Genomic DNA, 18562 nt, shown 5'->3' with positions numbered 1-18562 from the left:
AACCGGAAAAACTCTCGCCTAGTCGCGGAAAGTAGTGATGTCTCGTCGCGCCGTCATACCGGCCCGTCTTCATGCAGCAGCGCTTGAAAGCTACGGCCGGAGCCGCAGGGGCAGGGGTCCGCGCGGCCCAGCTTTTCGACGAGCTCCTTGTCGCCGTGGACAAAGCGCAGGCCGCGCTTGACGTTGGTTTCCGAATTAAAGCCCTTGCGGCGCTTGGATGTGGGCTCGAAAGCACGCCGGGGCGTCGAAATCGCTGTCATACTTCATGACCGCCTCCCCTATGATGGAATGTGAGCATTGGAGCGGGTGAAGGGAATCGAACCCTCGTATTCAGCTTGGAAGGCTGCTGCTCTACCATTGAGCTACACCCGCGGTGACGGAGATATGCCAAGTCGCGCCGCGCTTGGCAATGGCCCTCGCGCGGCCGGCGCCGCGCCAAAGGCGCGATTTTCGGCGATTCGCGTGTAAACCGGGGCTTTTCGGCGCGTGCGGCTTGACAGGCTCGCGTTCGATTTCTCATTTGACAGCCGGGCAAGGGCAAACTAACCGAGCGCCCGACCAAAGTCTCCACGGGCGGTCCCACACCGCTCTATCTCGAGGATGCAAGGACCGTGGCCAAACCCGAACTCGGCGCCAAGCGCCAATGTCAGTCTTGTGGCGTCAAATTTTTCGATCTGAACAAGGATCCGGTCGTCTGCCCGAAGTGCGGAGCGATTTTCCATATCGTGACGTCGCGAATCGCCTCCCGCAATGTCGATCCGGACGAAGCGGCCGAGGGCGAGAAGGACGCGGAGATCGTCTCCCTCGACGAGGTGGAAGCCGCCGAGAACAAGGCCGAATCGATCGAGGTGGATGAGGACGTCGAGATCGACGATGCGGCCGAGGAGGACGACACCTTCCTCGAGAATGAGGAGGAGGAGGACGACGACGTCGCCGGCCTCATCGACGGCGACATCGACACGGATGAAGAAGGTTGAGACGAAAACGGCGGCCCCGAGCTTCGGGGCCGCCGCTTTTTCTCGAGCGCTGTATTCGATTTATTTTTTCGCCGGCTCGTCCGGGAAAGGCGTGAGCGCGGAGTAGTTGGCCGGCACGGGCTGCGTCAGCGCGCCGAGGAAAGCGGTGATCGCCGCGACATCCTTGTCGGAGAGATCGGCGCCCAATTGGACCTTGGCCATCACGCGCACCGCCTGCGGCAGCTCGGCCACCGAGCCGTCATGGAAATAGGGGCCGGTCTTGGCGACATTGCGCAGGCTCGGGACCTTGAAGACATAGAGGTCCGCGTCATTCTTGGTCACATCGGCGCGGCCCTTGTCCGGGTCCTTGGAGCCGGTCTGCTTCCAATAGTCCTCGACGACGCCGAATTTGGAGAATGCGGTTCCGCCGAGGCCGACGCCGTCGTGACAGCCGGCGCAGCCGATATCGACGAATTTGCGCAGGCCCGCCTGCTCGGCCGGGGTCAGCGCCTTGGCGTCGCCGTTCAGATAAGCGTCGAAGCGCGTCGGCTGCGGCAGCGTGCGCTCATAGACGCCCAGCGCCTTGCCCCAGTTTTTCTGCGTCACCGGGTCGGCCTCGCCGGGGAAGGCCTTGGCGAAGGCCTCCGTATAGCCAGGGATGGATTTCAGCTTGGCGATCACCGTCGCGAAATCGGGATTGCCGAAGCTCACCGCGCCGGTCGGCGATTTCTCGGCCTGCTCCTCGATCGTCTCGCGATCGCCGCGCCAATGCGCCTTGAACTGAAGCGCGGCGTTGAAAATCGTCGGCGCGTTGCGCGGATTGAGCTTGCCGAGCACGCCGAAGGATTTGGGCAGCCCATCGGCGCCCTGCTTGTCCGGCAAATGGCAATGCGAGCAGCTGATATTGCCGTCGGCGGAAACTCTGGTCTCGAAGAACAGCCGTCGTCCGAGCTCGGCCTGATCCGTTTTGGCGCTCGGCGCGGCCGGCAGAGGCGCGAAAATGCGCTTGGCGTCGGAAAGGAGCGCGGCGTCGGCGCCGGCCGCGACAGCGGTCGCGGCGAGGCACAATCCCGCAGCCGCAAATCCGACCAGCGCGGAAATTTTTACGTAGGAAGTCATGATGGTCCGCCGTTTCTCGTAGTCGGAGCTGGGGCTCCGGCGGGCGCATCCTGTATCGATTTATGAGAGCCGGCAAGCCCGGCTCTCATAAAATCATACTTCGCAGCTAGGGTTGGCGCGCGGCGCCGATCGGGCGCAATCCGAGCCAGCGGCTCGCGCTCGGAAAAGCGCGGCGGATGACCGTTTCCGCCGCGATCACTGCGAGGAGAGATAGGCCGAGCGTCGGCAGAAAGAGGCCGAGGGCGAGGATGAGGCTCAGCATGAAAGGCGCGAGGCGCGGCTCGGGCGAGAAGGCCGGCGGCGCGCCCAGGGCGCCGCGCGGGCGCCGCCGCCACCATAAAACGACGGAAGAGACCACGAGCAGCAGATAGGCGACGACAGTCAGCAGGCCGAGCAGCTGATTGAGCCAGCCGAACAGCTGCCCCTCATGCGCGGCGACGCCGATTCCGAAGATGCGGTCGATGAGCGGAGACGTGGCGAAGCCCGTCTCGCGCAATTGCTCGAAGCTCGCCGGGTCGAATTCGATCGTCCTGCGCAGCGGGCGGTTCTGCGTTCGCGATTGGACCTTCCAAGCGGCGCCTTCCGGTCCGGGCGGCGAGATCGTCACCGGCTCGGCGAGGCCGAGCCCGGCCGCGATCGGCGCGATTCGATCGAAACCGACGCGCGTCGCGGTCATGGCGCCGGCGGCGGCGTGATGCGCATGGTGCTCCGCATGTTCGCTCGGCGCGGGCGCGGCTTGCTGGAATTGTTCCTTGCGCTGCTCCCGTGCGTCGGCTGGCCCCGTCGTCCAATCGGGATGGACGAGCATCGTCTCGCCGATATTGCGCACATAGCGGAAGCTCTCGCCCCAGACCAATGTCCAGGGCAGCGCCGTGACGAGCAGGAACAGAGCGAAAAACGACACCCACAGACCGGTGACGGCGTGGAGGTCGCGCCAGAAAATTCGGCCGCCCTCGGCGAGGCGCGGATAGGCGACGCCGGCCAGGCCTTTCGCGTCGCGCGGCCACCAGAGATAGAGGCCGCTGACGATCATGACGATGGCCCAGGCGCCGGCGAGCTCCAGCAGCACATGGCCGGGCGTCCCCAGCAGCAGATCGCCATGAATGGCGCCGGCGAGCCGTGACGGGCGGTATTTGTCGTCCTGAACCGCGAGAATTTCCAGCGTGTCGGGACGCACCAGCACGCGCTGGATCGCGAAATCTTCGGAGCCGCGGCGCCCGGTCATGAAGGTCACGCGGGCGGCGTCGGCTGGATCGGCGCGCAGCTCGAGCGCGGTCAACCGCGCGTCGGGCAGGGCCGCCTGCGCCGCCGCCACTTGCGCGTCGAGCGATTGCGGTGCGCCATTCAGCGCCATATGGTCGTAGGGCCGGTCGAGCCAGGCGTCGATTTGCGGCTTGAAGAGATAGACCGCGCCGCTGAGCGACAGCACGACGACGAAGGGTAGGCAGAATAGCCCCGCATAGAAATGCCAGCGCCAGATGGTGCGATAGGCCGCGGAACGGACGGACGCATCCTGCGATCCGACGAGATTGCGGACGATCATATTCATATTTGGCCTCCTCGACGACGCCGGCGCCCGCCGCGGGCCGGTCGTGTCTTTTCTTACTTCGATGCGATGGCTCGCCGATGAAAAGCTCGGCCGTCTCATTGGGAGCGTAACGCCGGCTCCGTGCGATTGTCGAGATCGCGCATGAGGGGACGTCGCATTAGAAGACGTCAATGGGGACGTCGCGCGAGAGGGGCCGACGCGAGCGTTCGCGCATTATGGCGTAGGCAGGGACGAGGAGCGCCCTGCCGCGGCAGGCGCTGGCGCGCAAAAAATTACGAGCCGGTAAGAAGGTCGCCTCCGTGAGGAGAGCGGGCTTCCTACCGGCTCGCTGAATTCGGCCGCTTCATGACAGAAGCGGCGAGCGCGAAATCCGTTCAGATCTCGGCGGATTCGTAGCTGGTGATTTCCATGCCGACGCAGACTTCGACGATCACCGGGGTGGTCCAGGCCATGTTCATCTCCTCCGTTCGAAGAAATCGCCCTTTCGAGGCGAATGTCTCATCCCGCTTCTCGCTGCTTTGCGCTTGGCCGCATGAGCCGGCAGGTTTGAGCTAGGCGATTGACTAGCATGAAGCTCTGCCCCACGCAATTCGGCAATTTGAGACGGCGTGTTTTCAAATCTTCCCGACGTCGTAGCAACCTATGGAAGTTGCGAGAGGAACGACGTTCGCCGCGGCGGCCCCGCGCGGCTGTGATCGGGCAATCCTCCCATATGAGGCCGGCGGCTCGCTGACGAATGAGATTTCGGATCAGGCGTCTCGCCTCGCGGCCGCGGTCAAAGCGTCACCGCTCCGATCTGCTGCAAGACACCCAATCGATCGACTTGTAGCCATGCTCGGGATAGCTTGCCGTCGGAGGCGTGATAGATGGCGATCCCCTCTTGAACGACCATCTTGCCTGTCGCAGCGACGCCGGCCAGCGGTCCGAGCTGCGCCGCCCGGAATCGCCAGCGCAGGCACACTTTGTCGTCCGCCGCGAACAAATCCTCGATCTCGAATTGGAGGTCGGGAAACGCAGTGACCATGCGTTCGATCGTCCGCCTGAAGCCTTCGGGGCCGTTTTCGCCATTCGCGCCGACGAAACCCGGCGCCAGATATTCGTCCAGCCGGTCCAGCTGACGTTTGTTCAGACAATCCGCATAGAGGCCCTCGACGAGCTCCGCCGGCGTCATGACGCACCCTCCATTGACAATATGTTGTCTTTTGCCATATTGACAATATATTGTCAATATCTCGGCTGTTCAGGGAGATCCATCATGCCTACGCCGCGCGGCGAAGCCCTGAGCGGGCTCGTATGGGAGATATTGCTGACCGCGGGCCGATTGACGGAGTTTGGCAATAGGCTCACCGCGCCCTTTGGCTTGACCGCCGCCCGTTGGCAGGTCATGGGCGTCATCGTCCACCGAGCGGCGACCATAGCGGAAATCGGCCGCCGCCTGTCGCAAAGCCGGCAGGGCGTCCAGCGCTTGGGCGATGAGTTGGCGCGGGAGGGTTTTGCGCTCTACAGCTCCAATCCGAAGCACGCGCGCGCCAAGCTGCTCGGCCCTACGCCGCAGGGCGCGGCCGCGTATCGAGAGGTGATGAAGCTGCAAGCCGAGTGGATGGACGCTCTATCGGCGAAAATGCAGGTCGAGAACATCGCCGCGGCGCGGGCGCTGCTCGCGACGCTCGCGTCCGGGCTGGAAGAAGGCCGAACGCAAAACGCAGCGCAAGGGCGCGAGCGCGCGTCGAGCGGTTGATGGTTCGGCGTCGGTGTCTCGAGCGCTGCTGCGCATGGCTCACGCCCTCGGCCGTCCCGGCACGATGATCGTGCTCCTCGCCCGCCGCGCTTTCGACGATGATGATGCTCCGGCGCAGCCGATCGCCGGCGCGCGCGCCGACGTCGCCGGCGCCACGACACGCCCGCCGGACATGCCGGGAATCTCGCCTGCGAGCCGCGCCCAGGAAATCCCCGGCGTCGATCTCGAACATCGCGCCTATCTGGGCCGGGATTCGGGCAAGTTTCCCGTAGTGCGGTGGGGTTCTGGAGCCTAACGTTAGGCAGAGGAGGGGCGAATGTCACCTGAATGGCGCGCGCAGCTCGACGTCTTCACGCGGCTGACTTTGGAGCAGCGCATCGCTTGGTACGGCCGGGCGATTCATCTCTGCACGATTTTCGCTCGTGACACCTATGTCGTCGGCTCAGAGGAGATCGCCGATCCGGCGCGGCTGCGGCGTTTCAATGAGCTCATTCATAGAATAGCGGGTCGCCAGGTCGGGCTCGCGACAAAGGGAGAGGCCGATGGGTTCGATGAATCATTCTTCGAAATGATGAGCATTGCCGCAGGCGAGTTGCGCGTGAGCGCCGCGCTGCTCGCCTCGATCGAATCTCTATCCCTCTGAACGCCCTTCGGCCGCTCACGCCGGCAGCAGCACCTCGCCCTTGCCGAACACCGCCGTGTCGCCGGCGAAGCGCTGCAGCCGGCCGGAGAGCAGGCGCGAGGCGCCGCGACTCTCTCCCGCCAGCGATTTGGCGAAGAGCTTGGCGAAGCCGAGATTATGCGCGCCGCAATCCACGTAAGTCGGTCCGAGCTCGCGCTGCTCGGAGAGCACGATGGATGCGCGCTTGTTGAGATAGCCGATGCGCTCGCCCTCGGCTGTCCCCAGCACGATGATCGTGCCGGCGATGGCTCTAGCGCCCAAATCCTCGCCCGCATCGCCCTCGACGATGATGATGCCGCGGCGCAGGCGATCTCCGCATCGCGCGCCGACGCTGCCGCGTACGACGACGCGGCCGCCGGACATGCCGGGGATCTCGCCTGCCAGCGGCGCGCCCAGGAAATCCCCGGCGTCGCCGTAAATATCGATATTCGCGCCCGCGGATTGCGAGGCGACATAGGGGCCGGCGTCGCCGGCGACCGTGATGGTCCCGCCCTTGGCCGCGCGGCCGAGCTGCGCGCCGACATCGCCTTCGACATGAATGGCGAAGCCCGGCAGCAGCTTGGCGCCCAGAAGATCGAAACGATCGGAGCCGCCGTCGAAGCGCACCGAGGTCACGTCGCCGAGCTTGACCTTGAAGATGTCGCCGACCGTCACGCTCTCGCGCGTCGTGCCGATGGAGAGGGACTCGATTTCCTTCGCCGAGCGGCCGACGAGCCGATCGGGCGTCAGGGGCGAGAGGTCGAGCCGCTGGTCGGGCTCGGCTTTCAGCGTGAAGAGAAGCGGCTTCACTTACACGAGATCCTTCAAATGATAGTGGAAGGGGCCGAGTTTCCCGCCGTAATTGCCGGCGCCGACGCGCTTGGCGCCCTGCTTGGGGCCGAGCGCGATGATCGCCTTCAAGCCGGCGCGCATCCCCGCCGCGACTGCCTCGCTGGTGAGGCCGTCGATGACGATCTCCAGCACGCAGCCGATGTCGGCGTCGAGCGCGCTATTGGTCGCGCCGCGCAGCGTCGGACAATAGGCGTCATTGGTCGAGGCGCCCATGCCCTTATATTTCGAGCCGACCTTGGAGCCGGAGCGCACCACGCCGCCGGGGAAGGGGGCGATGGCGTCGGGCGTCGCATGGACGGCCTCCACGGCGGCCTCTGTCGCGCGCATCGTGCTGGCCCAATCCTCGCCCATGATGAGCAGATTGCCGCCGCCGACCGATTTCTTGGTGAGGCCGACGGAAGATTCCGCCAGGAACTCGCCGTCCATCACCGGCACGCGCCAATAGCGGCGGCCGTCGATCGCCTTGGAAATCTGCCATTTGTCGCCGAATTGGCGCATGGAGTCGCCGACCTTGATCTTCGCCTCGCCGTCGAAGGCGGAGAAGACGGCCGAGCCGGGACAGGTCAGCACGCATTGGCCGATGCGATTGACCAGCGCCTTCTCGACGCTCTTGGGCGAGAAGCCGAAGAGCAGCACGCGCACGCCCGGACGTCCGTCCGGCGTCTCGCGCGTCGATAGCTCGCGGTCTATGCCGGCCTCGCAGTCGCAGCCGATGACCGATGTGGCGTAGCCGGTCATTGTGGTGGCGGCCTGCAACGCCCATTTGCGGGTCGGCGCGGTGACGACCACGCCGGAGCCGGTCATCGGAAAGGCTTCGGCGAAGCTCTCGTCGATGCGAATTCCCTTGCGGATCAGCTGCGGCATGGGACCTCCGCGAAGGCGTCAGCATTGGGGAGCGCCGCATCCTGCACCTCGAACATGGAGCGCGGCAGGCCATAGAGGCCGTCGTAATATTTGTCGAGGCGACTGTTGATCTTGCGATCGTATTCGGGCCGCACGCGCAGCGTCCTTCCCTTGGTGTAATGCGAGACTTTGCCGTCGCGCACGACGAGATTGCCATCCTTGAAGACATAGGCGGCGCTACGAAACATCGCCGCTTTGTCGGGCTGCGGCTTATAGACCGCAATATCGGCGACCGAGCCCGCGCCCAATTGGCCGCGATCCTCGAAGCCATAGAGCTTGCGCGGCGCCGCGCGGGTCATGGTCGCGATCTCATAGAAGGAATATTCGCGCTTCAGCGCCGGAAGATTGGTCAGCTCCAGCACATCGGCCGGCAGGCGCGAGCAATATTGCGCGCGCTTGTCGGCGCTCATCAGCAGAGCGAAGACTTCCGGATAGGTGGTGAAGGGCGCGCCATTGGGATGATCGGTGGTGAAGAACACCTGCATCGGATCATCGACCAGCAGGAACAGCTCGAGGCCCGCCGCCCATTGCACCGCGTTGAAGAAGTCCGACACGCGGTAGGAATAAGGCACGACGCCGAGGCCGTTGGAGTCGCCGTCGAAGATGACGCCCTTCTTCGGCCGCCCGCCGGGCAGGCTGTTGAACTGCTTCATCACATCGGAAGAGATGGTGACGATATCGGCGAACATCACCTGACCGACGTCGACGGTGACATTCTTATTGGCGTTGATCTTCTCTGCGAATCTCGCCGCCGCCGAGGAGAAGCCGTTCTTGCCCTCGGTTCCATAGGCGTAGAATTGCACATGGGCGAGATGCAGCGGCAGGCCCTGCGAGGAGTCGATCGTCGCCAGCGCCGTCTCGACATTGCCGGGCAGGCCGAGATTATTCATGTGCAGATGCAGCGGATGGCGGATCTTGGTGGCGTTCACCGCCCGCTGCAAGGTCTGGAAAATCTCGCGCGAGGAGAGGCCGTATTCCGGCACCACATCGTCGAGCGAGAAATGGCGGATATTCTGCTTGAAGGCGTCGACGCCGCCGGCGTTCACGCATTTGACGCCGATCGCGCGCGTCGCCTCGAGCGTGGCGCCGATGTAATCGACCACCGAATCCTGAGTCGCGCCGTCGCGGAAGGCGGAGAGGAGGAAATCCTCATTGCCGAGCACCGTCAGGAAGCCCTTGTCGATGATCGGAATATCGGCGAGCTCGAGATGGGCGTGCAGCGCGTGATGGGGCGAGACTGCCGGCTCTATGACCGTCGTGTAGCCCATTTGAGCATAGAGGCGGCCGGTCTCGAAGGTGGACCAGCCAGCCGTCGACAGCGGCGTGTTGGCGGGCCGCGGCCGATGGGCGCGATGCGCCTCCGGCAGCAGCAGGCGGGCGGTGTTCACGCCGCCGCCAGCGATATGGGAGTGGATGTCTATGGCGCCGGCCATGACGATATGGCCGGAGACGTCATGCTCGACGTCCGCCGACCGTCCCTCGGGCGGCGCGATGATGCGGCCGTCCTCGAAATAGACATCGCCGACGCCATCGACGCCATTGACCGGGTCGACGACATGGCCGCCGTAGAGACGGGTCAGCATGACGCGTGCTCCCAAGGGCGAATCAATTGCGACATGCGACCTCCGCATAGACGCTTCGGCCGGCGAGCGCCGCCTCGGGCACGTCGAAGATCGAGCGCGAGAGGCCATAGAGCTCGTCGTAATAGGCGTCGAGACGCTTCTCGATCGCGCGGTCGTAGCCAGGGCGCACGCGCAGCGTCTTGCCCTTGGTGTAGCGCGTCACGACGCCGTCGCGCACGACGTTTTCGCCGTCCTTGAACACATAGGCGGCGTTGCGGAACATGCCCGCCTTGTCTTTTTGCGGCTTATAGACGGCGATATCGGCGACGGCGCCTTCGCCGAGACGGCCGCGATCGGTAAAGCCATAGAGGCGCGCCGGCCCGGCCCGGCTCATCAGCGCGATCTCATGGAGCGTATATTCGCGCTTGATCGACGGGAGAGACGTCATCTCCAGCACATCGGCCGGCAGGCGCTCCATCCATTGCGCGCGCAGCTCCGCGCTCATCAGCAGCGCGAACAGCTCCGGATAGGTGGTGAACGGCCCGCCATTGGGATGGTCGGTGGTGAAGAAGACCTGCAGCGGATCCTCGATCAGCAGGAACAGCTCGAGGCCCGCCGCCCATTGTATGGCGTTGTAATAATTGGAGATACGATAGGCGTAGGGCACGACGCCGCCGCCATTGGCGTCGCCGTCGAAGATGACGCCCTTCTTCGGGATCGCGCCCGACAGGCTGTTGAACTGGCGCAGCACGTCGGAGGAGATGGTCACCGTGTCGCCGAACATCACAGCGCCGACGTCGACGGTGATGTTCTTATTGGCGTTGATCTTGGCCGCGAGCGCGGGGGCCGCGGAGGAGAAGGCGTTCTTGCCCTCGAGGCCATAGGCGTAGAATTGCACATGGGCGAGATGCATCGGCAGGCCCTCGGCGGCGTCGATCGTCGCGAGCGCCGTGTCGATATTGCCGGCGATGCCGAGATTGTTCATGTGCAGATGCAGCGGATGCGGAATGCCGACCGTCTGCGTCGCCTTTTGCAGCGATTTGAAGATCTGCCGCGAGGTCACGCCATAGAAGGGCACGATCTCGTCGAGGCCGAAGGCGCGCATATTCTGCTTGAAGGCGTCGGCGCCGCCGGGATTGATGCATTTGAGGCCGAGCGTGCCCGTCGCCTCGACGGTCTGCGCGACATAATCGGCGATGGCGGTCTCGCTCTCCCGCTCGCGCAGCGCGGCGAGCAGGAAGTCGTCATTGCCGAGCACCGTCAGCGCGCCCTTGTCGATGATCGGAACGTCGCCGAGCTCCAAATGCGACTGCAGCGCGTGGTGCGGCGCGACGGCGGGCTCGACCACAGTGGTGAAGCCCATTTGCGCATAGAGGCGGCCGGTCTCGAAGGTCGACCATTTGGCGGTCGCGAGCGGCGTTCCGTCGAGGCGCGCGCGGATCGAGCGGTGCATCTCGGGCAGCAGCAGCCGCGCCGAATTCACATTGCCGCCGGCGATATGGGAGTGGATGTCGATCGCGCCGGCCATGACGATATGGCCGGAGACGTCATAATCCTCGTCCGGCTCGCGGCCCTGCGGCGGAGCGACGATCCGCCCATCCTCGAAATAGACGTCGGCGACGCCGTCGACGCCAGTCGCGGGATCGACGACATGACCGCCGCGCAGACGGATCAGCACGGCAAATCCTCCGAAAATTTGGCGCTGATGGCGGCGATCGCCTCGGCGACCGTCGGCAGCTCGGCCGGCGCGCTCGCCCGCCGCAGCACCATGGAGCTGGTCTCCTGCGCGAATTCCACCGCGTCGTAATTCTCGCCCGGCTTGCCGACGGCGATGAACAGCCCGCGCTTGGGCGCAGAGCCCGGCGGTCCGAGCGTTATGAGCGGAATATCCGCCGCCTCCCAGGGCGGCGGCTCGCCGTCATAGGCGGAAATCCACAGCGCCGCGTCGGCCTCGCCGCTCTCGACGAGCCGGCTCGCCTCGAAGCGCCAAGTGTCATGCTCGGGATAGCCGCGGCCGAAGCCCGTGCGCGGCGGAAAGCCAGTCATCCAGGCGGAGGTCTGGAGCACGCCGGTGGCGTCGGCGCGGCCGCCGATCGGCACGCCGGTGAAGCGCGTCGTGGCGTTGAGCTCGGTGATCATGCCCTGCAGCATTTCCACCATCAGCGAATCGAGCCCGGCGGCCGCCCAGACGGCGACGCCGAATCGCGCCGATTTCAGCGCCTCGGCCGCCGCGTCGAGCTTCTTGGCCGCGGCCGGCGGAAGCGCCACGGGCCGTCCGCCGACGCGCGCCCGCAGCGCCGCCAGCACGCCGGGAAGCTCCGCCTCGGTCGCCGGAATGGTCTCGACCTCGACGCCCTCGATCTTGGCCTCGCCCCGCTTGGCGCCGACCCAGAGCACGCGGCGCTTGGTCTTGCCGCCGTGGACAGTCTCCTTGTCGAGCGCCAGGCGATCGAAGATCGCCGGCCAATAGCCCGTCAGTCCCGGTCCGACCAGCAGCACGAGGTCGGCGCGCACGCGGGCCTCATTGGGCGTCGTCACGAAAATCCCCGCCGAGCGGACGACCTCGAGGTCGGCCAGCGAATCGCGCGAGGCGAGATGATCGAAAGCGCCTCTCAGCCGCTCGGCCAGCAGGATCGCGGCCTGGGCTCCCGCCACATCGGCGCCGAGACCGGCGACGAGGGGGAAATTCGCGGCTTGCAGGATTTCGGCCGCTTGTTTGTAGGCGTCTTCGGAAGAAATGGATTTGCCGTCGAGCGTCGCGTTGCTCATTGCCCCAACCGATGTTTCCACCACGCCCGGGTTTGCGCCCAGGCATTTTTTGTCCGCTCCCGGCGCGACGGCCGAAAGCGAAGGCAAGAGCGGCGCGGCCCCTCGCCGGAGCCTGCGTCGCGCGCTATGCCTATCAGCCACGGCGCAGGAAGTCGAGACATCGAAGCGCCCCAATTCTATTCTCCGGCTCCCGAGGCTTTGCGAGTCTTCGGGCGCGCCACCAGCGAGGAGACACAAAATGGCGGCATCCGCCGACCGGCCCACCGCCTTCGCCCTTTCCGGCGCGACGCCGCCGACCGCCGAGAAGCGGGAGAGCCGGCGCGTGACCCATGGCCGCGTCCTCGACGACCCATACGCCTGGCTCGCGGCCGAGAATTGGCGCGACGTGCTGAGCGAGCCCGCGACGCTGCCGGAGGACATAGCGGCGCTGGTGCGGGCCGAGAACGCCTATTGCGGGCAAGTCCTCGCCCCGCTGGGCAAGCTCCGCGAGACGCTGCAGGCGGAGCTGCGCGGCCGCATCAAGGAGGATGACAGCGAGCCGCCGTGGCCGGACGGCGCTTTCGCCTATTTCGAGCGCTATCGCGAGGGCGGCGAGCATGCGCTCTATTGCCGCATGAAGCGCGACGGCGGCGCGGAGACGATCCTCTTCGACGGCGATGAAGAAGCCGGCGAGGAGCATTTCTTCGATATCGGCGAGATCGATCATTCTCCCGACCATGCGCAGCTCGCCTGGAGCGTGGACGACAAGGGCTCGGAATATTATTCGATCCGCACGCGCGCGCTCTCCGACGGAAAGGACCGCGCGGATGTCGTCCCGCATACGGACGGCTCGCTCGTCTGGAGCGCCGATTCCAACAGCTTCTATTATGTGCGCGTCGACGACAATCACCGCACGGCGCAAGTCTTCCGACATGAAATCGGCGCCGATCCGAGCGCGGACACGCTGATCGTCGAGGAGCTCGATCCCGCATGGTTCGTCTCGCTCGATCGCAGCCGTTGCGGGCGTTTCGCCATCGTCGCCATTCGCGGCCATGACGCCAGCGAATGCCATCTCGTCGATCTGCGCGACAAAAACGCGAAGCCCCGCCTCGTGGCGAAGCGCGAGCCCAAATTGCGCTATGACGTCGAGTCGCATGGCGATGATCTCTATATTCGCTCCAACGCCGACGGCGCCGAGGATTTCGCGATTTTTCGCGCGCCACTGACCACCACGACGCGCGCCGATTGGCGCGAGGTGGTTCCGCATGTCGCGGGACGGCTCATCGTCATCGGCACTGTCTATGCGCGTCATCTCGTTTGGGTGGAGCGCGCCAATGGTCTGCCGCGCATTCTCATTCGCGCGTTAGAGGGCGGCGAGGAGCACGCCATCGCCTTCGATGAGGAGGCTTACGCGCTCTATCTTTTGCCCGGCCTCGAATTCGACACGGACACGCTGCGCTTCACCTATTCCTCCATGACGACTCCGGAGGAGACCTATGATTACGACATGCGCGCGCGCGTCCGCACGCTGCTGAAGCGCGAGGAAATCCCTTCCGGTCATGATCCGAAAAATTATGTGACGCGCCGCTTCTTCGCCAAAGCGGCGGATGGCGCGGAGGTTCCCGTCACTCTGCTGCATCGCGCCGATTTTACGCCCGGCGCCGGCGCGCCGACTCTGCTCTATGGCTATGGCGCCTATGGGCATCCGCTGTCGGCGAGCTTTGATCCTCATGCGCTGTCGCTGGTCGATCGCGGCTTCGTCTATGCGCTCGCCCATACGCGCGGCGGCACGGACAAGGGCTGGAGCTGGTACGAGAACGGCAAGCTCGAGCACAAACCCAACACATTCGCCGACTTCATTACTGTGGCGCGCCATCTCGTCGCCACGGGCTATGCGAGCCGAGGCGGAATCGTCGCGCAAGGCGCGAGCGCCGGCGGCATGCTGATGGGCGCCATCGCCAATCAGGCGCCGGAGCTGTTTTCGGGAATCATCGCCGGCGTTCCCTTCGTCGATGTGCTGAGCACCATGCTGCGCGACGACCTGCCGCTGACGCCGCCCGAGTGGGAGGAATGGGGCAATCCCATCGCCGACGTCACGGCCTATGATCGGCTCGCCTCCTACTCGCCCTATGACAATGTGGGCGCGAAGACCTATCCGGCGATTCTCGCTCTCGCCGGCCTCACCGATCCGCGCGTGACCTATTGGGAGCCGCTGAAATGGGTGGCGCGCCTGCGTGAGCGCATGGCCGGCGGCGGCCCAGTCCTGCTGCGCACCAATATGGAGGCCGGCCACGCCGGCGCCTCTGGCCGCTTCGAGCGACTGGAGGAAGTGGCGCTGGAATGGGCCTTCGCGCTGGCTTGTGCGGGGAAGGCGGGCGTGTGACATGAGCTCGAAGGGCGCGGCATGCGGCTTCCGGGCTGATTGGTTCGCGCGGCATTTGCCGCCTTCCTTCTCCCCGCTCGCGGGGAGAAGGTGAGGATGAGGGGCTCCGGGGCGTTTTCCGTCTCTGACTAACGCCCCGAGCCCCTCACCCCGGCCCTCTCCCCGCGAGCGGGGAGAGGGAGAACGCGCCGTATCATTTTCGGCGCGCTCCGTGATCGCCGCAAATTGTTCGAGTCTCGTCGGCTCAGCACAGTTCCCCGATAAGCGCGAATCGGCTCGCGCGATCATGGGGGCTGTCGATGAAGAGGCTCGCGGCGACTTTCGCCTGCATTCTGTCCGGCGTTGTCATGGCTCAGACGGAAACGGCGCAGGCGGAAGAGGTCGCTCTCGCGAAAATCGTCGCGCCTTCCATCGTGGTTCCCGTTCCGCCGCCGCCGCTGTGGGGCGGCGCCTATGTGGGGCTGAACGCGGGTTGGGGCTTCGGCGGCTCCAATGAGGTTCCGACATTCGGAACCTCGATCTATGATTGGGCCGCGGGCGCGCTCGGCATGCCCTTCGGCTTTTCCTCGCCCTATATCGCCGGCCTCGCGCGCCTCGATCAGAGCGGCTTTCTCGGCGGCGCGCAGCTCGGCTTTAATCATCTTTGGTCGTCCAATGTCCTGCTCGGCGTCGAGACCGACATAGACGGCGCCATCATCCGCGGCTACGGCTCCTCCCAGGGCTTCGCCGGGGCGGTGGACGAGCATGACCTGCTGCATTTGCAGACCGGCGTGGCGAGCACGCGCGCCGGGCTCTCCTGGCTCGGCTCCTTGCGCGGCAGGCTCGGCTATGTCGTCGCGCCCAGCCTGCTGGTCTATGCGACCGGCGGCCTCGCCTATGGCGGCGGCTTCGCCAATGTCGTCACCTATGGCGCGCATTGGCATCCGCAGGACCCGATCGACCATCCCGACAATCCGGTGACGCCGAATTGGGGCAATTACAGCGACACGCGCACCGGTTGGATCGCGGGCGGCGGCTTCGAATTTATGTTCGCGCCGCGCTGGAGCCTGAAGGTGGAAGGGCTCTATTACGATCTCGGCTCGGCGACGCTCTCCACATCGCCGAGCGCGGTCATCAATCCCGCCGCGCCGGGCTCGATCGCCATTCTCAACATCGCGACGACGCGCGTGAAATATGACGGCGCCATAGCGCGATTCGGCGTCGATTATCATTTCGGCTGGGTCGATCCGCCGCCGGTGGTCGCGAAATATTAGTTATCAGAAGGCTCGCGGTCCAAGGACGAATCTGGACCGCGAGCCTTCAGGCTCGCTCTTGCGGGTTACGCAGACCGCTAGAGCTTCGGAGCGCGCGGCGTCGGGGCTTCATCTTTTGCGCGTCTTGCTCTAATACCTCCGGCCTCGGGCCGCCGGCCCTGAGCCCAAAAGGGAAGAGACACATGCGCGCCGAGCCGCTTGCGCTGAAAGAACAGATCGAGCAGTCCATGGGACTGCTGAGGAGGCATCTTTGACGTCGAGACTTCAACGCGCCGTCTCGCCGAGCTGAACGCCAAAGTCGAAGATCCCGACCTCTGGAACGACGCCGAAGCCGCGCAGAAGATCATGCGCGAGCGCACCCAGCTCGAGGATCAGCTCGGCTCCATCGCGCGGCTCGACCGCGACCTCGAGGACGCCATCACCCTCGTCGAGCTCGGCGAGGCCGAGAATGACGCCGACACCGAGAAAGAAGGCATAGCGCAGCTCGTGGCGCTGCTGAAGGAATCGCGCGAGCGCCAGATCGAGGCGCTGTTCTCGGGCGAGGCCGACGGCAATGACACTTTCATCGAAGTGCATTCGGGCGCCGGCGGCACCGAGAGCTGCGACTGGGCGCGCATGCTGTTCCGCATGTACGCGCGCTGGGCGGAGCGTAAGAAGTTCAAGGTCGAGGTGATCGAGGAGACCGCCGGCGACGAGGCCGGCATCAAATCGGCCACGCTGCTGGTCAAGGGCATGAACGCCCATGGCTGGGCCAAGACCGAATCGGGCGTGCATCGTCTCGTGCGCATCTCGCCTTTCGACTCCAATGCGCGGCGGCACACGAGCTTCGCCTCGGTCTGGGTCTATCCGGTCATCGACGACAAGATCGACATTCAGGTCAACGAATCCGATTGCCGCATCGACACCTATCGTTCGTCGGGCGCGGGCGGCCAGCACGTCAACACGACGGACTCGGCCATTCGCATCACCCATATTCCGTCCGGCATCGTCGTCGCCTGTCAGGCGGAGCGCTCGCAGCACAAGAACCGCGCCACCGCGTGGAACATGCTGCGCGCGCGCCTCTATGAGATGGAGCTGGAAAGGCGCGAGGCGGAGGCCAATGCGGTCGAGGCGTCGAAGTCCGATATCGGCTGGGGCCATCAGATTCGCAGCTATGTGCTGCAGCCCTATCAGCTGGTGAAGGATTTGCGTACCGGCCACACCTCCGGCACGCCGAGCGAGGTGCTGGACGGCGAGCTCGACGATTTCATGCAGGCCTCGCTCGCCCAGCGCGTGCTCGGCGGCGGGCCGGAGAAGGTCGAGGACGTCGAATAATCTTTCGGCGCGAGGGCGAGGGTCTCCGTCCTCGCCCAATCGTTCTGGACAAGCAAAAAGGGCGGCCTCTCGGCCGCCCTTTCGTTTCTACGCGATCGCGAAGCGATCAGTAGGAATAATACATGTCGTATTCGACCGGGTGAGGCGTCATCTCGAAGCGATAGACGTCCTGATACTTCAGGTCGATGTAGGCGTGGATGAAGTCCTCGTTGAAGACGCCGCCGGCCGTCAGGAAGGCGTGGTCGGCCTTCAGGCTGTCGAGGGCCTCGCGCAGCGAGCCGCAGACCGTCGGGATCGCCTTCAGCTCCTCCGGCGGCAGGTCGTAGAGGTCCTTGTCGGACGGCGCGCCCGGATCGATCTTGTTGGCGATGCCGTCGAGGCCGGCCATCAGCATGGCCGAGAAGGCGAGATAGGGATTCGCCGTCGGATCGGGGAAGCGAACCTCGACGCGCTTCGCCTTCGGGCTGGTCGCGAAGGGAATGCGGCAGGAGGCCGAGCGATTGCGCGACGAATAGGCGAGCAGCACCGGAGCCTCGAAGCCCGGAACCAGGCGCTTATAGGAGTTCGTCGACGGATTGGTGAAGGCGTTCAGCGCCTTCGCGTGCTTGATGATGCCGCCGATATACCACAGGCACTCCTGGGAGAGGCCGGCGTATTTGTCGCCGGCGAACACCGGCTTGCCTTCCTTCCAGATCGACTGGTGGACGTGCATGCCCGAGCCATTGTCGCCATAGACCGGCTTCGGCATGAAGGTCGCCGTCTTGCCGTAGGAATGCGCCACCTGATGAATGGCGTATTTGTAGATCTGCAGATGGTCGGCGACCTGGACGAGCGTCGCGAACTTCAGGCCGAGCTCATGCTGCGCGGAAGCGACCTCGTGATGGTGCTTCTCGACGGCGACGCCCATGGACGCCATGGCCGCCAGCATCTCGCCGCGCATGTCCTGGGCGGAGTCGATCGGCGGAACCGGGAAATAGCCGCCCTTGGTGCGCACGCGATGGCCGAGATTGCCGCCCTCATAGGCGGTGTCGGAATTGGTGGGCAGCTCGACGGAGTCGACGGTGAAGCCGGTGTTGTAGGGATCGGTCGAGAAGCGCACGTCGTCGAAGACGAAGAATTCGGCTTCCGGACCGAAGAAGGAGGTGTCGCCGACGCCGGTCGACTGCAGATAGGCCTGCGCCTTTTTGGCGATGCCGCGCGGGTCGCGGTTGTAGGGCTGGCCGGTGGTCGGCTCGACGACGTCGCAGACGATGGAGAGCGTGGAGGCGGCGAAGAAGGGGTCGTGCGTGACCGTGGAGAGGTCGGGCAGGAGAGTCATGTCCGACTCGTTGATCGCCTTCCAGCCGGCGATCGAGGAGCCGTCGAACATGATGCCTTCGTTCAGCGCGTCCTCATCGACGATCGACACGTCGAAGGTGACGTGCTGCCACTTGCCGCGCGGATCCGTGAAACGGAAATCCACATATTTTACGTCATTGTCGGCGATCAGCTTGAGAACGTCCTTGGCCGTGGTCATGTCGTGGA

At 65.1% G+C, this 18562-nt stretch carries 17 protein-coding genes and 1 tRNA gene; 7 read left to right on the top strand and 11 right to left on the bottom strand.

Annotated features, from left to right (window positions below; translation table 11 throughout):
* Positions 1-53 precede the first annotated feature (53 nt).
* The gene (locus METLW3_RS0118480; RefSeq protein WP_024881302.1) at positions 54-260 is read right to left on the bottom strand and encodes an SEC-C metal-binding domain-containing protein; all 207 of its coding nucleotides are present in this window, start codon (positions 258-260) and stop codon (positions 54-56) included.
* 38 nt (positions 261-298) lie between these two features.
* Positions 299-372: transfer RNA gene (locus METLW3_RS0118475), tRNA-Gly, on the bottom strand.
* 239 nt (positions 373-611) lie between these two features.
* Between METLW3_RS0118475 and METLW3_RS0118470 the strand changes: the two genes are divergently transcribed.
* Positions 612-977 carry a TIGR02300 family protein gene (locus METLW3_RS0118470; protein WP_024881301.1) on the top strand — a complete coding sequence of 122 codons (366 nt, stop codon included), beginning with the start codon at positions 612-614 and terminating at the stop codon, positions 975-977.
* Between the two features lie 60 nt (positions 978-1037).
* Here METLW3_RS0118470 and METLW3_RS0118465 read toward each other — a convergent pair whose 3' ends face one another.
* The 3 genes from METLW3_RS0118465 to METLW3_RS0118445 all read right to left on the bottom strand — a co-directional run bounded on the left by METLW3_RS0118465 (position 1038) and on the right by METLW3_RS0118445 (position 4795).
* Positions 1038-2075 (bottom strand): cytochrome c peroxidase, encoded by a 1038-nt coding sequence (locus METLW3_RS0118465; RefSeq protein WP_036309030.1) that lies wholly within the window; start codon positions 2073-2075, stop codon positions 1038-1040.
* 106 nt (positions 2076-2181) lie between these two features.
* Positions 2182-3624, bottom strand: a complete 1443-nt coding sequence (locus METLW3_RS0118460; protein ID WP_024881299.1) for a PepSY domain-containing protein — start codon at positions 3622-3624, stop codon at positions 2182-2184.
* 775 nt (positions 3625-4399) lie between these two features.
* Entirely contained in the window at positions 4400-4795 is a 396-nt protein-coding gene (locus METLW3_RS0118445; protein ID WP_024881298.1) for an ester cyclase, read from the bottom strand.
* Between the two features lie 84 nt (positions 4796-4879).
* Here METLW3_RS0118445 and METLW3_RS0118440 point away from each other — a divergent pair, with 84 nt between their 5' ends.
* From METLW3_RS0118440 to METLW3_RS0118430, 3 genes are read left to right on the top strand one after another with little or no spacing between them, the layout of a single operon-like run.
* Positions 4880-5362 carry a MarR family transcriptional regulator gene (locus METLW3_RS0118440; RefSeq protein ID WP_024881297.1) on the top strand — a complete coding sequence of 161 codons (483 nt, stop codon included), beginning with the start codon at positions 4880-4882 and terminating at the stop codon, positions 5360-5362.
* A 34-nt stretch (positions 5363-5396) separates the two neighbouring features.
* Complete coding sequence (locus METLW3_RS0118435; protein WP_024881296.1) at positions 5397-5657, top strand: hypothetical protein; 261 nt, start codon at positions 5397-5399, stop codon at positions 5655-5657.
* A 21-nt stretch (positions 5658-5678) separates the two neighbouring features.
* On the top strand, positions 5679-6005 hold the full coding sequence (locus tag METLW3_RS0118430; RefSeq protein WP_024881295.1) for a hypothetical protein: 327 nt from the start codon (positions 5679-5681) through the stop codon (positions 6003-6005).
* A 15-nt stretch (positions 6006-6020) separates the two neighbouring features.
* On the opposite strand, the gene METLW3_RS0118425 is transcribed toward METLW3_RS0118430, so the two are convergent.
* Genes METLW3_RS0118425 through METLW3_RS0118405 form a run of 5 tightly spaced genes read right to left on the bottom strand, consistent with a single transcriptional unit; the run spans position 6021 to position 12109 of the window.
* Positions 6021-6833, bottom strand: a complete 813-nt coding sequence (locus METLW3_RS0118425; RefSeq protein ID WP_024881294.1) for a formylmethanofuran dehydrogenase subunit C — start codon at positions 6831-6833, stop codon at positions 6021-6023.
* Complete coding sequence (gene fhcD / locus METLW3_RS0118420; RefSeq protein WP_024881293.1) at positions 6834-7739, bottom strand: formylmethanofuran--tetrahydromethanopterin N-formyltransferase; 906 nt, start codon at positions 7737-7739, stop codon at positions 6834-6836.
* Entirely contained in the window at positions 7727-9361 is a 1635-nt protein-coding gene (locus tag METLW3_RS0118415) for a formylmethanofuran dehydrogenase subunit A (protein ID WP_024881292.1), read from the bottom strand. Before METLW3_RS0118415 ends, fhcD begins: the two co-directional genes overlap by 13 nt.
* A gap of 22 nt (positions 9362-9383) precedes the next feature.
* Positions 9384-11018, bottom strand: a complete 1635-nt coding sequence (locus METLW3_RS0118410) for a formylmethanofuran dehydrogenase subunit A (protein WP_024881291.1) — start codon at positions 11016-11018, stop codon at positions 9384-9386.
* Positions 11012-12109 (bottom strand): formylmethanofuran dehydrogenase, encoded by a 1098-nt coding sequence (locus METLW3_RS0118405; protein ID WP_024881290.1) that lies wholly within the window; start codon positions 12107-12109, stop codon positions 11012-11014. Before METLW3_RS0118405 ends, METLW3_RS0118410 begins: the two co-directional genes overlap by 7 nt.
* A 238-nt stretch (positions 12110-12347) precedes the next feature.
* Between METLW3_RS0118405 and METLW3_RS0118400 the strand changes: the two genes are divergently transcribed.
* The 3 genes from METLW3_RS0118400 (at position 12348) to prfB (ending at position 17038) form a co-directional block, all read left to right on the top strand.
* A complete protein-coding gene (locus tag METLW3_RS0118400; protein WP_024881289.1) occupies positions 12348-14471 on the top strand; it encodes a S9 family peptidase in 2124 nt (707 codons plus the stop codon).
* Between the two features lie 347 nt (positions 14472-14818).
* A complete protein-coding gene (locus METLW3_RS0118395) occupies positions 14819-15724 on the top strand; it encodes an outer membrane beta-barrel protein (RefSeq protein WP_245267412.1) in 906 nt (301 codons plus the stop codon).
* A 182-nt stretch (positions 15725-15906) separates the two neighbouring features.
* A protein-coding gene (gene prfB, locus METLW3_RS0118390; RefSeq protein ID WP_157516594.1) for a peptide chain release factor 2 occupies positions 15907-17038 on the top strand; the annotation gives its coding sequence in 2 pieces (ribosomal slippage) (positions 15907-15975 and positions 15977-17038; 1131 coding nt in all).
* Positions 17039-17144: 106 nt separating this feature from the next.
* On the opposite strand, the gene glnA is transcribed toward prfB, so the two are convergent.
* Positions 17145-18554 carry a type I glutamate--ammonia ligase gene (gene glnA / locus METLW3_RS0118385; protein ID WP_024881286.1) on the bottom strand — a complete coding sequence of 470 codons (1410 nt, stop codon included), beginning with the start codon at positions 18552-18554 and terminating at the stop codon, positions 17145-17147.
* Positions 18555-18562: the final 8 nt, after the last annotated feature.

Source organism: Methylosinus sp. LW3 (assembly GCF_000527115.1).
Lineage (GTDB): Bacteria > Pseudomonadota > Alphaproteobacteria > Rhizobiales > Beijerinckiaceae > Methylosinus.
The sequence above is the reverse complement of the archived record's forward strand: the minus strand, read 5'-3'. Positions and strand labels throughout refer to the sequence as shown.

Bases quoted from the DNA above. Each gene is read 5' to 3' on its own strand.
- METLW3_RS0118480 (WP_024881302.1), bottom strand. From the start codon at position 260: ATGACAGCGATTTCGACGCCCCGGCGTGCTTTCGAGCCCACATCCAAG.
- METLW3_RS0118465 (WP_036309030.1), bottom strand. From the start codon at position 2,075: ATGACTTCCTACGTAAAAATTTCCGCGCTGGTCGGATTTGCGGCTGCG.
- METLW3_RS0118460 (WP_024881299.1), bottom strand. From the start codon at position 3,624: ATGAATATGATCGTCCGCAATCTCGTCGGATCGCAGGATGCGTCCGTC.
- METLW3_RS0118445 (WP_024881298.1), bottom strand. From the start codon at position 4,795: ATGACGCCGGCGGAGCTCGTCGAGGGCCTCTATGCGGATTGTCTGAAC.
- METLW3_RS0118440 (WP_024881297.1), top strand. From the start codon at position 4,880: ATGCCTACGCCGCGCGGCGAAGCCCTGAGCGGGCTCGTATGGGAGATA.
- METLW3_RS0118435 (WP_024881296.1), top strand. From the start codon at position 5,397: ATGGCTCACGCCCTCGGCCGTCCCGGCACGATGATCGTGCTCCTCGCC.
- METLW3_RS0118430 (WP_024881295.1), top strand. From the start codon at position 5,679: ATGTCACCTGAATGGCGCGCGCAGCTCGACGTCTTCACGCGGCTGACT.
- fhcD (WP_024881293.1), bottom strand. From the start codon at position 7,739: ATGCCGCAGCTGATCCGCAAGGGAATTCGCATCGACGAGAGCTTCGCC.
- METLW3_RS0118415 (WP_024881292.1), bottom strand. From the start codon at position 9,361: ATGCTGACCCGTCTCTACGGCGGCCATGTCGTCGACCCGGTCAATGGC.
- METLW3_RS0118405 (WP_024881290.1), bottom strand. From the start codon at position 12,109: ATGAGCAACGCGACGCTCGACGGCAAATCCATTTCTTCCGAAGACGCC.
- METLW3_RS0118400 (WP_024881289.1), top strand. From the start codon at position 12,348: ATGGCGGCATCCGCCGACCGGCCCACCGCCTTCGCCCTTTCCGGCGCG.
- METLW3_RS0118395 (WP_245267412.1), top strand. From the start codon at position 14,819: ATGGCTCAGACGGAAACGGCGCAGGCGGAAGAGGTCGCTCTCGCGAAA.
- glnA (WP_024881286.1), bottom strand. From the start codon at position 18,554: ATGACCACGGCCAAGGACGTTCTCAAGCTGATCGCCGACAATGACGTA.